Source organism: Streptomyces sp. NPDC002835, from assembly GCF_053591995.1.
Window position 1 is genome coordinate 1 of sequence record NZ_JBSFUW010000074.1, and the last position, 13,846, is coordinate 13,846.

The window sequence follows — 13,846 nt, forward strand, 5'->3', positions numbered from 1 at the left end:
CGGCCCCTGTGACCGCAGAGCCCGCGGACCGCCCTCATCCCACATCCGCCGCCACCGCTGCACCGAGCGGACGCTGACCCGCAGGTCCCTGGCGATCACCGAGCTCGCCTCGCCCTGGGCGAACCTCTCGGCGGCCTTCAGCCGTAACTCCTCGCGGAACTGCTGCCGTTCGGCGGTCAGCCCGCCCCCTTGTGGATACCGCATGCCCCGGTGATACCGCACCGGCGAGGAGCCGTCAGCCCCTACGACTCCACGAGTTCAACCTCAGTAACTGGTTTGCGACATGCGCCGACTGAAGCGCTCAGTCGCATCCGCGCTCACAGGCTGGTCAGGGAACGGCCAACTCCAGGTGTTCGACGTCGGAGAAGTGGACCTTCTCCAGGCTCCCGGCCGCGGAGTCGCCTGCGGCTTACTGAGCCGCGATGCTGGAGTACAGCCACCTTCAGCCGAGGGACGGCACCGGGCCGACGGTTCCGTAGGGGCAGACGGTGCAGCCGACCCAGCCGTCTGTGTCGACGAGTTCCTCTGCATCCAGATTCCCGACGACGGCCAAGGCAGCGAATCCGAGCATGCCGAGGCGGGTCAGGCCGAACAAGGTCCCGGTGAGGACCAGGTTGGTCCTGCGCCGGGCCCGTTCGCGCGGGGTGAGCCGGGGAGGGAGCGGGGATGCCATCGAGGCTCCTGCCAGATGCTGGGATCGGCTCTTGCGGTGGGGACGTCCAATCTGCCCCTGACCTGACGGGTTGTACGGACAACATGACCAGGCGCGCGGTCGGCGTCACTGGGTTGTGCTCTGGATGCCCAGGACGTCGTAGAGGTGCTGGCCGTAGGCTCACTGCTTCAGTTCTGCGCGACCCATGAGGATGAGCTTGTGGTGCGCGGCGAAGTCGGTGGCGGGCTGGGTGAAGCCGTTCAGCCCGATCATGATCGGTACGTCGGCTCCATGGTGGAGGCGTGCCGTTCCGTTGAACTGCTGTACGTGTCCCGATCCGACGGGTCTCTGGTACTGCTTGCATTGCAGGATCAGGAGGCGATCTTCGCTGTCTTGGGCGGTGACGTCCGCGCCGAGGTCACCGGTGCCTCCGACCCGTCGTGTACCGCGGAATCCGTCGCGGGCCAGGAGCTCGGCGCAGGCCTGCTCGAAGCCCGTGGCACTCATCGCGGAGAGCTGCTTCATCTTGAAGGTCAGTACATCCGGGCTTGCCGATGGGGGTGGCGCAGCGGTCGGGGCGTCGTGCTCGTCGTCACCGACGTAGGGGTAGGTGCCGGCGGAGAAGAGAGCCGGCAGTCTGGCGAGCAGGAGGAGTGTGGCCGGCCCGCCGAGGACGATGAGTCCGGTCCACCACGGGTGGGCTGCGATCAGGCCCCACAGATCCGTGGTGATCCATCGGCTGACGTCTTCCGTGAGCCACTCCCACAGCATCTTGCCTACGGCCAGGGTGAGGACGGCGGTCAGCAGGAATTTCAGCAGGCGGTCGAGCGACCCGTCCTCGTCGAACACCGCACCTCCAGGAGTGGGTGATTGGGTGAGCGGGGCCTGTCAGGCCGCACGCTTGTTCCGGCCCCGGCGGGGCGTGCCGGCAGGCCGGCAGGCCGAGGAGGCCGAGGAGGCCGGCGCCGCCGACAACACCAAACCCGCCGAAGCCACTACAAACGGCGAAGCCACAGCCCATAGAACTGGCGAGCCATCATGCTTGCTCACGCGCGTGTCAGTGCGCGGGCTCGTAGGTGACCGTGGATCTGGGGCAGTCCTTCGCGAGGCGGATGAGGGTATCGCGCTCGGTCTGATCGGCGCTCAGTCCCCAGCGGAGCTTTGTGACCGTCCAGTCGACCAGGTAGATGGACTCAGTCGCTGATCTTGTGATCGGGCGGGTCAGGATCGGTGCAGGATGCGGATGCGGAGGAGGTCGAAGTTGGCCCGGCCGTATCCGTCCCTTTTGATCCGTTTCACTCTCGTGTTCTGACCCTCGACCTGGCCGGAGCTCCAGGAGCTGGACAGGCCGGCGGTGACGGCGTCCTGGTCCCGGCGCAGGCCGTTGACCAGGGAGTGGAGCGCGGGCAGGTCGTCGTGCTCGACGCGCTCCATCCAGGCGGGGAGTTCGCTGCCGGTCAAGTCGCGCATCATCGTGGCGAAGTCGCGGACGTGCTGGGTGACCGCGTCCAGTTCGGGACAGCCGGCACGGATCTCCTTGAGCGTGAGGGCGTCCTCGTCGAGAAGGTTGCCGGGGTTCGTCATGATCCATCTGACGACACGTCGAGGACGCGGAGCCGGACGGGGTGCTGCCGGTTCGGCGGTCAAGGACTTCAAGGGGCGTAGGTAGCGCCGGGTGGTCTGGATGCTGCCCGGGAAGCCCATCGCCTGGATTTCCTGGTGGAGTAGTGCGCTGTCGCGGCAGCCGTCGTTCCACCGCTGATGGAGGTGGGCCCTGTACTCGTCGAGGATGCTGACCCGGTTCGTCGCGTTGACCAGCAGTTCGTCGATGCTGGTGGCGCGGGCGAAGCGGCGCACGGTGGACCGGTCCAGCCGGAGTGTCCGGCAGATCCCCTCCAGCGAACTGCCGTCTTCCAGGAGTTGCTGTACGGCGGTGTACCGCTCCCTCGTCCGCGTCACCAGGCGGCGTTCCCGGTCGCAGACGTCGAGCGCCGTGTCGGCTGCAGGCGGCGGAAGCTGCCAGATATCGTCTCCGGGCGGCGGGTTCGGCAGTACGTTGTTCGCGAACACGGCCCGGACGCAGGCGTGATGGACTCCTACGGTCTTCTCCACCGCCTCCCCGAGGTTCTTCCACAAATGCCACCCGTCCGCGATCTGCGTCGCCTGCGGGGCGCCAGTGCGGGACCCCTCGGCATAGGCCCCGCCGCGATCCCTGCAAATGATCTCTACTTCGGGGTGGCCGGCGAGCCAGGCAAGCAGCGGTTCCGCCTCGCGGCCCGGCAGCACATCGATGGGGCGCCGCCGTTCCAGATCCACCAGGATCGTCGCGTACGAGTCGCCCTTGCGGAGCGCGAAATCATCAACCCCCAGCACCCTGACCTGCCCCGCAGGCTCCTCGGGAAGAGCGCGAAGGAGGCGCAACAAGGTGTCCTTTGCTACCGGAATTCCCAGAGCCGCCGCGAGCCGGCTCCCCGGCCGCCCAGCCAGCGCCACCGCGATCGAGGTCAGCATCCCGCGCAGCAGCGGGGTGAAGCGGGCATGCGGGCTGGTCAGCCCGGAGACCTGCTCGGCAAACGTCACGGCCGGGCAGGCGCCGTTGAGGCAGCGGAACCGGCGCACCAACAGCTCGATCACCACACAGTCGCCGCTGATCGCCGCGTCGGACAACCGTCGCAGATACCGGCCGTGCACCCGCCCGGACGTCCTGCCGCAGTGCGGGCACCGGGCATCGGCCGCACGCACCCGGGCCTGCATCGTGATCCTGTCGACAGCCCGTTCAACCAACTCCACCACGACACCGGACAGATGAGGAACAAGAGCCTCGAAACTCCGCGAAGTACACCCGGGCCACGATGACAGGAACCACCGCCAACACCCGCCCGATCACAAGTTCAGCGACTGAGCCGATCTATCTGATCGTGCCGCAGTTCCATTAGGGTGGCGTGGGTTCCCTCAGGATCGGGTGGACCATACGGAAGGAAAGCGCGGGTCGGGAAGGTAGGCGCAGTAGGTCCCGGTGCGGATCGTGCGGTCCAGGTGGTCGCCGAGCGGTGGGCAGGCGTCGCGTAGGCGGCCGACGGCCTTGCGCAGGGCCTGGGTCACGGCGGCCCGGGCCCGTTCCGACGCCGCGCCGGCCCGGCGGTCGCGTCCGCCGAGCCCGACCGCGCGGGCGAGTTCGCCGATCAGGAAGTCCCGTTCGAACGCGGCCTGTTCCTGCCGGCCGATGTCGTGCTCGGCCCGCGCCTCCTCGATGTCCTCCTCGATCTCGGCGAGCCGCCGGCGGTACATGCGCTTGGCGTGCTCGTCGAGGAGGGGCCCGGCGTCGCCAGAGCGGGCCAGCCGGGCGGAGGCCGCGGGGTCCTCGCTGTCGGCGGCGGTGAGATCGAGGACGTGGAACTCCCGTCCGGGCGAGGTGAGCAGCCGGGCGAGGTGATGCATGCCCTTGCTGTCGCGGACGGTCACACGCCGACCGTCGAAGACGACCTTCCAGTAGTCGGCCTCGCGGAGGAAGGTGTTCGGTTCGGTGGGGGCCGTGGGCGCCGGTTGTGACTCGTCGGCATCGGGGGTCGTGCCGGCGACCCGCTCGAACGTGATGTGTGCCGCCTCCCGTTCCAGGGTCTCGGCCCGTGTGTTGCCCAGGGTGCGGTGGGCATCGGCCAGCCGGAGTCGGCACTCGGCCGTCTCGTAGGGTGCGCCGATCTCGCTCCAGGCGCGGACGGCGTCGGTGAGCAGCGCGGCCGCCGCGGATGCGTCGCCGTCGGCGAGGAGTACCTCGCCCCGTGCCTGCGCCGCGGACGCGGCGAGCGCGTTGCTCCCGAAGCGGACGGCCACCTCGTCGAGTTCGCGGGCCGCGGTCCGTGCCGTCTCCACGTCGACGCCGGCCAGGGCGATCCTGACCTGCGCGTCGAGCAGGGGCGCCCGGCGCAGGGCCGTGCTGGGCGGCAGCTCCTTCGACGGGACCGGCGGCGGCCGGGTCAGCGCCTGGCGGATGGTGGCGGCCGCGGTGTCGGCGTCGCCGCTGGCGAGACGGACCAGCGACAGCCAGGGTTCGGGATCCCAGCCGAGCTGATGGGCGGCCAGCAGCGCCGCCTCGGCGCCGTTCGGATCGCCGCGGCGCAGGCGGATCCGGCCCAGCTCGGTCAGCGGCCAGCCCAGCTCACGCCGCACGTAGGGGCGCAGCTCGTCGCAGGCCAGCAGGACCTGTTCCTCGGCTCGGGTGCAGTGGCCCCGCAGCCGCAGGATCTCGGCCCGGTGCACCCGGCACCGGCCGTGCAGGCTGCCGATCGGGTTCGCACTCGTCCAGCGCTCCATCGCCTCGGTCCACTGCTCGGCCAGGTCGTACTGCGCCAGGCCCTGCAGCGCGCACACCAGCTCGCAGTAGACGACCCCGGTGGAGAGCGGGTCGAGATCGCCGGACATCGCCGCCGCGCCGGCGTCATCGAGCAGCGCCAGGCCCCGCTCGACGTCACCGTCCAGAATCACCAGCCGGGCCTGCGCCACCCGCCCCACTGCGGCCGCCGCCGGGTCGGTGTCCGAACCGATCCCGACCGCCCGCCCGGCCCATTCCCGGGCGGCGTCGAGGTCGCCGCTGAGGAGACGTTCGTAGGTCCGGACCACCGCCAGCCACGCATGCGCGGGAGTCCTCGCCGCGGGATCGAGGAGCCGCTCGGCACGCCGCAGCCAGCCCCGTACCGGTGCCATGAGCGCGGTGTCGAACAGCAGGTGCATGGCGACGCGTACGGCGGCCCCGGCGGCGCCGTTGTCCTCGCCCACGGCAGCCAGCTCGCCGTGCAGCCGCTCCCATGTCTCGACCGACACGTCGAGGTGGCCCGCGGCATAGGCGACCTGGGCGAACTCGGCGACTTCCGCCGGGCCGAGCTCGCCCGCTTCCCGGGCCGCCAGGTAGGCCACGTAGGCGTCCGCCCACGCGCCACGGGCGGCGGCGTCCCGTGCCCGCCGCAGCGTGGTCCCGTCGTCGGCGGCTGAGGGTTCGGACATTTCCCTCGATCCCGGGGTGAGTCGGTTACGGCGGTAACAGTCTCGCTTACGCCTCAATGGTTGGCCAGGACAGCCAGGAGGACACAGGACAGCCGAGGAGGACACCATGGACACCGTCACTGTGAACGACATCCAGCTGGCATACGAGATCCGCGGCACCGGCGAGCCGGTTCTGCTCATCGGTCCGATCCTCGCCGACGGGTTCGCCCCGCTCGCCGCCGAGCCGGCGCTCACGGCCCGTCACGAGGTGATCCGCTACCACAAGCGGGGCTCGGGCGGCAGCACGCATACCCCCGGCCCGGTCACCATCGCCGACCACGCCTCCGACGCCGTCGCGCTACTCGACCGCCTCGGCATCGACCGCGTCCACGTGGCCGGACACTCGAGCGGCGCGGCGGTCGCCGCCCAGCTCGCCATGGACCACCCCGACCGCATCGCCACGGCTGCTCTGCTGGAGCTCTCCCTGCTGTCGGTTCGCGCCGGCGAGGCGTTCCTCTCCCAAGCGGCGCCGGCCTTCGAGGCGTACGCCGACGGGGCACCCGAACGGGCCCTCGGGCTGTTCCTGGCTGCCGTCAGCGGCATGGACTGGGAACACTGCCGCACGCTGCTCGACGAGCGCATGCCGGGCTGCACCGCGCAGGCGGTCAAGGACGCCGACACCGTCTTCGGGATCGAACTCCCCGCCCTGGTCGAGTGGCGGTTCGGCCCGGAACAGGCCGCGGCGATCCGGCAGCCGGCGCTGTCCGTGCTGGGCAGCGCCACGCACCAACTCTGGGTCGACGTCGCCGAGTTCCTCCGCTCGACCGTCCCCGACGTGGAGGAGGAGGTCATCGAGGGCGTGGGGCACTTCCTCCACATCGAGCGCCCAGAACCGGTGGCCGACGCCATGGCCCGCTTCCTGGACCGTCACCCGATGACGTCCTGACTCCCCGGCTCGGCAAGGGCAGTCCCGATCACAAGATCAGCGACTGAGCCGGTAGATGCACAGGGCCTCTGGTGAGGGTGGCAGCCATTCGGCCGGGTCCTTCCTTCCTTTCGATCGGTTCGTCTTCGCGGTGACTGCCACGAGAGAGCGCTGTGCGTCGAGGTCGTTGGCGTAGGCCTCTCGGCGGTTGGTATCCCAGTCGTGGGCGCCGGACGACCACGCCTCCTCGAGGGGCACCATGTGGTCCACATCCAGTGCCGATGCCTTCTCGACGGTCACGCCGTCGTAGTACGAGAGCCACTGTCCTCCGGTCAGTTTGCAGCCCTCGCCCTTCGTGGGTGGCTTGATAGCCTCGGCGACAAGCAACTCCTCGCGGGTATCGCATCCGTCGCCCTCGTCGAGACCAGTGTTCCAGTGCTTGAAGTCCCGCCGGTTGTAGTCGCCTTCGGTCTCCGGGGCGACAGTGAGTAGGTCGATGGCCTCGATCAGCGGTGTCCTGTCGGCGGGGCCGCCTGCCACACCCGGGACTGGAGCTGAGGGCGTCGCCGTGGTGGCGGGCAGCGAGCCGGGCTTTTCGTCCTCGCGCGTATTGACCTCGGCGGAGCAGGCAGTCAGAGCGAGCAGCACGACGGTCATGACGGTGGGTGCGAGGGCATGACGACGGTTCACGTACGGCCTCCTGAGCATGGTTTGCATCGGGCTCCGTTGATCATGCCGGGTCTACGAGTTGCTGTGCGGGAGAACGGCTGAGGGCTGGCGGAGGGGCAGAGCTCTGTCTGGACGAATGGGTTCCGTGCACGAGAGTCGTCATCATCCAGGAGTGCTCCGGTCGAAATCTTGACCAGCCTCCCCATGCTTGGCCGGTGTGGCTGTCTTCTCGTTGTGCTCATCGGTTGGCGGTCTCGCCTGACTGTGAGTGCGCTGTCGGGGCTGGTTCGGTGGGGTATGGACGGACGGTGGGCGGGTTGGTGGCGCGAAGGCGGGGGCGTGTGCACAGAGGGGGCCGGCGTGCGGGGAGTTCGCGTGGGGCGTCAAGTCGGTCTGCGGCCGCGTCCAGGAGAGCACTGACTCGTCGTGCGAAGTCCGGGCCGGGCATCGGCAGGTCCATCTCCGGTTGGCGGAGATAACCGGCGGCGACCGCGGTGGGGATGTAGGCCATGAGTTCGGTGACCACGGCCGATTGCTGGCGGGCGGTGGACTTTGCAAGGTGGCGCAGCATGCGCAGCATGGTGGGGGTGCGCGCGTCGGTGATGTGCCTGCTCGCTGTGTGCCAGGACCGTGCTGATGCCGGTTTCGGCTCTGTGGGCTGGTTGGAGGGGCTGGTGGGTGGCTGGACGTCCTCGGTCTGTCGGTGCCACCAGTCCGCGGCGTCTTTCTCGCCGAGGGCCAGGTGGTGGAGGTAGAGGCAGTAGGCGGCGGCGGTCTGACCAGCGCCTGCGGCGTACTGCCACCAGAAGCGGGCACCGTCGTCGGTGTCCGTCAGTTGCAGGACGCAGGCGAGGATGAGGGCGCTGCGGGGCTCGGGCAGTTGCTCGGTGACGAATTCGGCGACGTCGTCGGCGGGGGTGTGGGTGACGAGCGTTTCGCACAGGGCCCGCAGATCTTCTGCGGCGTCGGTGGAGGTGCGGTCCTTCATGGGAGGTTCGCCGGCTGGGAGCGGGTCGGGCGATGTGGTCGTGACGCTCGGGACGATGTCCCGGGGCACCGTGCGGTCACGGACCAGCAGGGCCCGGGAGAGGATTTCGTCGATGCGTGTCATGCGATGTTCCCTTCGGCCTCGGGCGGCGGGCAGATGACGCTCTCCAGGAAGTAGGTGGCGTGGCGCTCGCCGGACCGGACGGTGGCCAGCGGGACGCCCATGAGGGTGGACACGCCGTCGGGGCAGATCCCGTGCAGCCGGCGCAGCACCATGACGTCGAGTTGCTGGTCGGGGAGCCAGCTCATGGCTTTGAAGAGCTGGATGCTTTCCGTCATCTGGTTCATGCGCTCGGTTTCGCTGCTCAGGTAGCGCAGGGCGATGGTGTCGAAGGCCGCTGCGCCGAACTCGGGCCGGCCGTCGATGTGCGGGGTGCGGGCCATGACGGTGGCGCGCAGGGTGTCCCAGGCGAACCGGCGGGTGTCGGGGCTGGAGAGTGCTTCGTTCCAGCGGAGCCAGAGGATGTCGAAGGTGTTGGACACGGCCGCGTCGCGCTGGTCGTCGTCGAGGAAGACCTGGGCGTAGAAGCGGTATTCATTCTCCACCAGTTCACGGAACGCGCGGTGATCGAGGGGCGGCGTGTAAGACGTGGCCAGAGAGGCCTTCTGCGTGGACCGTTCGATCCAGTCGCTGGACTTCTGCGCTTCGAACGCCGCTTGCCGCCACAGCCGGTACAGGGGCCAGTCGGGCATCTGCAGCTGGTTGGACAGGTTGAGGAGGATTTCCCATCGGGGGTAGAGGCCGGTTCCTCGCAGCAGTTCGGAGAGCTTCGACTTGGCGAGCGGGACCCTGGCGCTGAGATCGCTGAGGGTCAGCCCGCTCTTCAGGTAGGTGTAGCGCACCGGCTCGAGCCATGCGCGGTGGACGCTGCCCACGCCGTCGGCGATCGGCCCGAGCTTGCGCCCGGGTCGCAGGGGGGGCCGATTTGGCAGGGGGTACTGGTGGCTCGGTGGGTGTCGTCACGGTGTGCCGCCCTCCTGGTCGGACACCGTGTCCACGCGGTGCCCCGAGGGCGGCGCGGCCTGGATACGGGCAGCGCGGACGATCTGCTGCACGACGAGCCCGAGGACGGGTGCCAGCGCGGCAACCGCGGCGGTTTGGCCCATCGCCGTCATCACGAGGCTCCAGGCGAGCACTGTCACCGTGATGATCAATATCTGCTTGAGTCCCATGCGCAACTCCTTGGTGTCGGCCTGGTGCTCCATGGCCCATCCGGAAGCCGTGGAGCTCCCCGGGTCGCGGGTGCCGAGTCCGGTCCCCGGGGGAGGGCAACCAGCTTTAACCAAGCGGGAGTTGTTACGCCATGTGATCAAGGAATCACGGAACAATGACAGTCACCCATCGCACCCCGGGCGCACGGAGATGACCGTTCCGGTTCACAGAGAGCACGACCACAGCGCCAACGTGTAGAAGTTCCCGGTTTTCCTTGCAATCGCCCGGCGGACCCCCGTCAATGGATGCATGACACCTTCGGTGTCGGCCTTCCCCATCCGGAAGGGCTCGCTCCCGTGCCGAGATTGATAGGGAGCGAGCGTGACCGCTCTCGCCTGGCCACTCGTGGAGGCCAGGCGAGAGCGGGACAGTCCCCACGCGAGGACGACACAGACGGTAGTCCAGCGCACTGACACTCCCCCGAGGGATGCCGCGGCCGGCGCCGCAGCTCAACGCGCCCCGATACGCGGGTGAGTTGGAACGGTGCCCGGGCCGCTCGCGCTCGGGTGGCTGAGGCCGTCGGACAGTCGGGACGGCTGTTGTAGGTGGCCGGGGTTCTCGCCAGCATCGAGGCCAGCCTCGGCACGAGCCGGGTTGGGGCCGTCGATGTCGCGCTCTGCACCACGGCGTCCGTCGACGCGGTCATCCCCGCCCGCTCCGAGGTCGACTGGGAGCATCTGCGCACGGTGGAGAAGGGCCGACGCTCTCCCCCGGCTGACGGCCGAGAGCTGGACTCAGATGCTGGGGCGATCGTGGCGCGGTGGCGCCGGTGACCCTGCAGGACCATTCAAGTGCGGGGCTCGGTCGCGATGCGGCCGAGCCGTGCGGGCCGATCACCGTGAGCCAGGTGGTCGATGAGGCGATGCTCGAGGCCTTCTTCGAAGCGCACCGGGACGGGCTGTTCAGGTTTCTGGCCGGGAAGACCGGCCGGGATGACGGTGGGGAGCTGTTCAGTCAGGTCTTCGAGGAGTTCTTCGCGTGGTGGCCGGAGAATCCCGAGCATCCCAAGCCGGTGGCGACTGTATCGGATTGCCGACGGTCGCGGTGGAGACGCCGAACCCCGCTGCGACCTGGGCCAGGGTCTCATTCTTGCGCAGGCGCACCAGGACGAGCAGGGCCTGCCGGAAGCAGCCCAGCCTGCGCCAGCGGGAGTTCAGTCACACCTTCGGGCGTAGATGAGCCAGGAAACGTGCTCCACGACCTCGTGCGGGACGTCGAGCATGGCTCGATACGGGACCAACAGGGCTCCTGTGTTGAGACGTTGGCGAGTGAGATCACCAGCCGAAACGACAAGGAGCCCTGCCGCGTCACGGCCCCCGACCGCCAGCCGTCATCACCCACGACCACAGGATGAGAAGCGTTCAGCCTCGATCCACCGTGTGAATTCTGATCTTCGATGTCGGGTGGGGTACTGGTGATGTTTCCGGCTTCGGGCAGCACGTTTTGCCGGGCGGCCGTCCCGGTGGCGAGTTCTCCGAAGGTTCTTCCTGGTCGTGGGCGAGCGTCGAGCAGCTGGGTCAGGTCTGCAGGCGCTGTCCGGCGGCGGTCCACAGATCGGTGAAGTCCGCTTCCCAGCACCAGCGTTGAGGGAGGTGCAGGGTGATCGTCCGCGCCCTGGTGGCGATTCGGGCCGGGACGTGGATGAGGTGGCGGCGGATGGTGCCGGTCCGCGCTTTGGCGTGGAAGGTGGAGGCGAGGTGACCGGCGGCCCGGGTGAGGTTGTAGGCGGTGGCGGCCAGGGTCAGCCAGGCGGCGTTCGCGGTGAATTTCCCGGAGGGCAGGTGGCCGAGGGCGGAGTCCTCCAGGTCGGCGAAGACCTGCTCGACCACGGCGTGCTCGCGGTGCATCGGCTCGGCCTGACCGAGCTCGAAGCAGCTGTCAGTGAAGATGACGTGGTGGCGCCAGACGCCGAACAGCTCGGCCTGGCCTTCGGGACGCTCTTGGGGTTGAGGCGTTTCACGCGCCGCACGATGAGCCGGGCCGTGGTGTGGAACTGCTTCTTCTCGCTGGTGAACGCGGTGAAGGGGATCTCGGCGATCTCCGCGTCGGAGACCCAGCACTCATCCTCATCGTCCCAGACCGCGGCGGTGTACTCGATCGGCGTCCAAGCGTCCTCGGCGATGTTCACGATGGCCTCGCGGACCGTCTTCTTGACCGCGACCGCCAGGGAGAAGCGGATGCCGGCCGTGCGGCAGGCGTCGACGACCTTGTGGGAGAAGTACGCCGAGTCCGCGCGCACGATGATCTGTGCGGTGATCCCCATCGCCCGCACCGTGGCCAGCGCCTCGCGAGACTCGCCGCCCCCTTGCCGGAGCCTGCCGCGCCCTTGCGCAGCCTGGTGGCGACGATGACCGGCGCGCACGTACCCGTCTTGACGGTGACGATCTGGAAGTGCAGGCCGCGAACCTTCGTATATCCGAACGAGGCGCCCTGCTTGGCCAGCCCGTAGACCTGCTTGACCTTGGAGTCGATATCCACGAACACCACCTCGTCCGCCTTCGGCACCAGCCCGGTGTGCGCGGCCAGATTGCAGGTGAACGCCACGTGTCGCGGACTGGAGTTGGCGTACATGCCCCCAGGTGAAAGCGCGCAGAAAGCTGCCCAGCGTGGACGGGGCCCGCATCCCGCCGAACAGGCGCGGCAGACCGCCGTGCCGCAGGACGTCCAGGTCGTCGATGCTGTCCGCGCCCGCCACCATCCCGGCCACGACGGACATCGCCTTCGCGTCCGCGGCCGTGCCCGCCCCGTTTTTCGCGCCGGTCAGCTTCACCTTCTCGGACACCAGCCGCGGCAGGTCGCACCGCTCGGCCAGCCGGACCGCCGGAACCAGCCCGGCATGCGCGATCAGATTCGGTTCGTCGAACGCGGCGAACACCGCCGCCGGGCTGTGGGAGGATTTCACTTACGAGGTGCCTTGCTGGTTGGGACTGACGGAAGCGTAGAGAACTCCCATCATCCCAGGTCAGCAGGCACCTCTTTGAGGTTCCCCTGCCCAAAGCCCGACCGTCACACGGTGGATCGAGGCTCAGTGAACGCAGGCGGAATGAAACTCAAGGGCGCTCTGGGTCTCCTTCCGAGATGTCGAGCTCAATTTTCCTGGCGAAAACATTGACCGAGGTCACCTTTACATCAACTAGACCGCCAGAGTGAAGGCTATCAGAAATCCGACGCAAAATATCCTCCGAATCTCCTGGAATTAGCCCTAGAAAGCCTCCTTCGATTTGAATAAACACCCCGATCGGAGTTACCTTATCAAGGCTCCCGACGACGGTTCTATCGAGAAAATTCACAGCAAAAGCCAATAGAGGATCTGGCTCCAAGTCCCTTAGCGAGAGCGTGAGCTCATCCGCTTCCTCGTCGACCCTCACTACCACAACCTTGACAACTTCGCCAAGGCAGAGAACTTCATGCGGCATCTTTCCAGGAATCCAAGAAAGGTGTGCGTTATCGATCAGCCCTTCACGGTGACCGAGGTCGATGACTGCACCATAGTCCTCTAGCCGAGTCACGACCCCGCTCAATACTTGCCCGCGCTTTAGATGCTCGATTCTCACGACACTCTCCACGACTAAGAATAAGAAACGGACTGGCTGCTGGCGAACCCGGAGGACCGCCCCCCGAACGACGGTCAATCCTGCCAATAGTAGCCACCCCTAGCATTCCACCACTCCGCACTCTTGATTTTGGAGTTGAAAAGAGGGATCTTATTCTGAGGAATGACCCACTCGTACCCTACCTCTCCATTCTTATTCTCATAGGGCTGCCGGTACTGCTTAAGATCCCGCTCCCACCCGCGCTTCATCTTGCACTCCCAGATCCCCTCAGCAAAGCCGCTTTCACCTGCATACTGGGCAGCTATTTCCTTAGAGCTTCCGAGATAGGCACTTCCGGCATGCCTTCCGTTCACTCCGTGCGCACCTACGACAAATCCGCCCTCCGCTTCCTCCTTATCCTGCTTGTACGGTGCACGAAAGACAGATTCGAATTCCTCTTCGTCTTCATCTCTGTCCCCACGCCCCTTTTTCTTCTTTCCTCCGCCCGAGCCATCATCGTCGCCTAGATTTCTGAGTGCAACTACAATCCCGACGGCGTACAGAGCGCAGCCCGGAATACTGTTGCCTCCGTCGCACTGCTGGTACTCCGGTGAGACGCCAAGCTTGTTTTCGTACCAGCCAAATGGATCCGGAATCGGATACCCGCGGTATCCATATTTTTCATCGACAGCAGGCCCGTAGCCGATAATCCCCGTCGTGCTACATCCAGAAAAACGGGTCTGTACGGTGAGTGGTGTAACTCCCGAGCTGGAAGCGACAGTTGATGACTGACGTGACGAGTGACGCTGAGACCGCCGTGGATGCTGTCG

At 67.5% G+C, this 13,846-nt stretch carries 14 protein-coding genes and 2 pseudogenes; 2 read left to right on the top strand and 14 right to left on the bottom strand.

The features are described from left to right. The 5 genes from ACWD01_RS36020 to ACWD01_RS36040 all read right to left on the bottom strand — a co-directional run. On the bottom strand, nt 1-204 hold a 204-nt coding region (locus ACWD01_RS36020; RefSeq protein WP_451168029.1), incomplete at its 3' end, for a helix-turn-helix domain-containing protein. Nucleotides 205-442: 238 nt separating this feature from the next. Next, nucleotides 443-673 (bottom strand): hypothetical protein, encoded by a 231-nt coding sequence (locus ACWD01_RS36025; protein WP_451168030.1) that lies wholly within the window; start codon nt 671-673, stop codon nt 443-445. Nucleotides 674-832: 159 nt separating this feature from the next. Then, nucleotides 833-1,501, bottom strand: a complete 669-nt coding sequence (locus tag ACWD01_RS36030) for a restriction endonuclease (protein ID WP_451168032.1) — start codon at nt 1,499-1,501, stop codon at nt 833-835. A 372-nt stretch (nt 1,502-1,873) separates the two neighbouring features. Next, nucleotides 1,874-3,442 carry an ISL3 family transposase gene (locus tag ACWD01_RS36035; RefSeq protein ID WP_451168034.1) on the bottom strand — a complete coding sequence of 523 codons (1,569 nt, stop codon included), beginning with the start codon at nt 3,440-3,442 and terminating at the stop codon, nt 1,874-1,876. Between the two features lie 162 nt (nt 3,443-3,604). Then, the gene (locus ACWD01_RS36040) at nt 3,605-5,650 is read right to left on the bottom strand and encodes a transcriptional regulator (protein ID WP_451168036.1); all 2,046 of its coding nucleotides are present in this window, start codon (nt 5,648-5,650) and stop codon (nt 3,605-3,607) included. A gap of 106 nt (nt 5,651-5,756) precedes the next feature. Between ACWD01_RS36040 and ACWD01_RS36045 the strand changes: the two genes are divergently transcribed. Further along, nucleotides 5,757-6,575, top strand: coding sequence for an alpha/beta fold hydrolase (locus ACWD01_RS36045; protein ID WP_451168038.1), 819 nt, complete (start codon nt 5,757-5,759; stop codon nt 6,573-6,575). 36 nt (nt 6,576-6,611) lie between these two features. On the opposite strand, the gene ACWD01_RS36050 is transcribed toward ACWD01_RS36045, so the two are convergent. The 4 genes from ACWD01_RS36050 to ACWD01_RS36065 all read right to left on the bottom strand — a co-directional run bounded on the left by ACWD01_RS36050 (nt 6,612) and on the right by ACWD01_RS36065 (nt 9,443). Then, a complete protein-coding gene (locus ACWD01_RS36050; protein WP_451168040.1) occupies nt 6,612-7,244 on the bottom strand; it encodes a GmrSD restriction endonuclease domain-containing protein in 633 nt (210 codons plus the stop codon). Nucleotides 7,245-7,461: 217 nt separating this feature from the next. Next, on the bottom strand, nt 7,462-8,334 hold the full coding sequence (locus tag ACWD01_RS36055; RefSeq protein ID WP_451168042.1) for a hypothetical protein: 873 nt from the start codon (nt 8,332-8,334) through the stop codon (nt 7,462-7,464). After that, on the bottom strand, nt 8,331-9,146 hold the full coding sequence (locus ACWD01_RS36060) for an RNA polymerase sigma factor (RefSeq protein WP_451168044.1): 816 nt from the start codon (nt 9,144-9,146) through the stop codon (nt 8,331-8,333). The genes ACWD01_RS36055 and ACWD01_RS36060 overlap by 4 nt, the downstream gene beginning before the upstream one ends. 84 nt (nt 9,147-9,230) lie before the next feature. After that, the gene (locus ACWD01_RS36065; RefSeq protein ID WP_451168045.1) at nt 9,231-9,443 is read right to left on the bottom strand and encodes a hypothetical protein; all 213 of its coding nucleotides are present in this window, start codon (nt 9,441-9,443) and stop codon (nt 9,231-9,233) included. A 585-nt stretch (nt 9,444-10,028) separates the two neighbouring features. Between ACWD01_RS36065 and ACWD01_RS36070 the strand changes: the two genes are divergently transcribed. Next, entirely contained in the window at nt 10,029-10,256 is a 228-nt protein-coding gene (locus ACWD01_RS36070) for a hypothetical protein (protein WP_451168047.1), read from the top strand. Between the two features lie 14 nt (nt 10,257-10,270). On the opposite strand, the gene ACWD01_RS36075 is transcribed toward ACWD01_RS36070, so the two are convergent. The 5 genes and pseudogenes from ACWD01_RS36075 to ACWD01_RS36095 form a co-directional block, all read right to left on the bottom strand. Next, nucleotides 10,271-10,486 (bottom strand): hypothetical protein, encoded by a 216-nt coding sequence (locus ACWD01_RS36075; protein ID WP_451168053.1) that lies wholly within the window; start codon nt 10,484-10,486, stop codon nt 10,271-10,273. A 34-nt stretch (nt 10,487-10,520) separates the two neighbouring features. Continuing rightward, nucleotides 10,521-10,705 (bottom strand): annotated as a pseudogene (locus tag ACWD01_RS36080) (transposase family protein); the annotation flags it as partial. A gap of 295 nt (nt 10,706-11,000) precedes the next feature. Further along, nucleotides 11,001-12,385: pseudogene (locus ACWD01_RS36085) on the bottom strand (IS1380 family transposase). Between the two features lie 148 nt (nt 12,386-12,533). Then, the gene (locus ACWD01_RS36090) at nt 12,534-13,037 is read right to left on the bottom strand and encodes a S1 RNA-binding domain-containing protein (protein ID WP_451168049.1); all 504 of its coding nucleotides are present in this window, start codon (nt 13,035-13,037) and stop codon (nt 12,534-12,536) included. Between the two features lie 74 nt (nt 13,038-13,111). Then, on the bottom strand, nt 13,112-13,846 hold a 735-nt coding region (locus tag ACWD01_RS36095; RefSeq protein ID WP_451168051.1), incomplete at its 5' end, for a hypothetical protein.

Coding starts and splice junctions, on each gene's coding strand:
- ACWD01_RS36025 (WP_451168030.1), bottom strand. CDS start 673: ATGGCATCCCCGCTCCCTCCCCGGCTCACCCCGCGCGAACGGGCCCGG.
- ACWD01_RS36040 (WP_451168036.1), bottom strand. CDS start 5,650: ATGTCCGAACCCTCAGCCGCCGACGACGGGACCACGCTGCGGCGGGCA.
- ACWD01_RS36045 (WP_451168038.1), top strand. CDS start 5,757: ATGGACACCGTCACTGTGAACGACATCCAGCTGGCATACGAGATCCGC.
- ACWD01_RS36055 (WP_451168042.1), bottom strand. CDS start 8,334: ATGACACGCATCGACGAAATCCTCTCCCGGGCCCTGCTGGTCCGTGAC.
- ACWD01_RS36065 (WP_451168045.1), bottom strand. CDS start 9,443: ATGGGACTCAAGCAGATATTGATCATCACGGTGACAGTGCTCGCCTGG.
- ACWD01_RS36075 (WP_451168053.1), bottom strand. CDS start 10,486: ATGCTCGGGATTCTCCGGCCACCACGCGAAGAACTCCTCGAAGACCTG.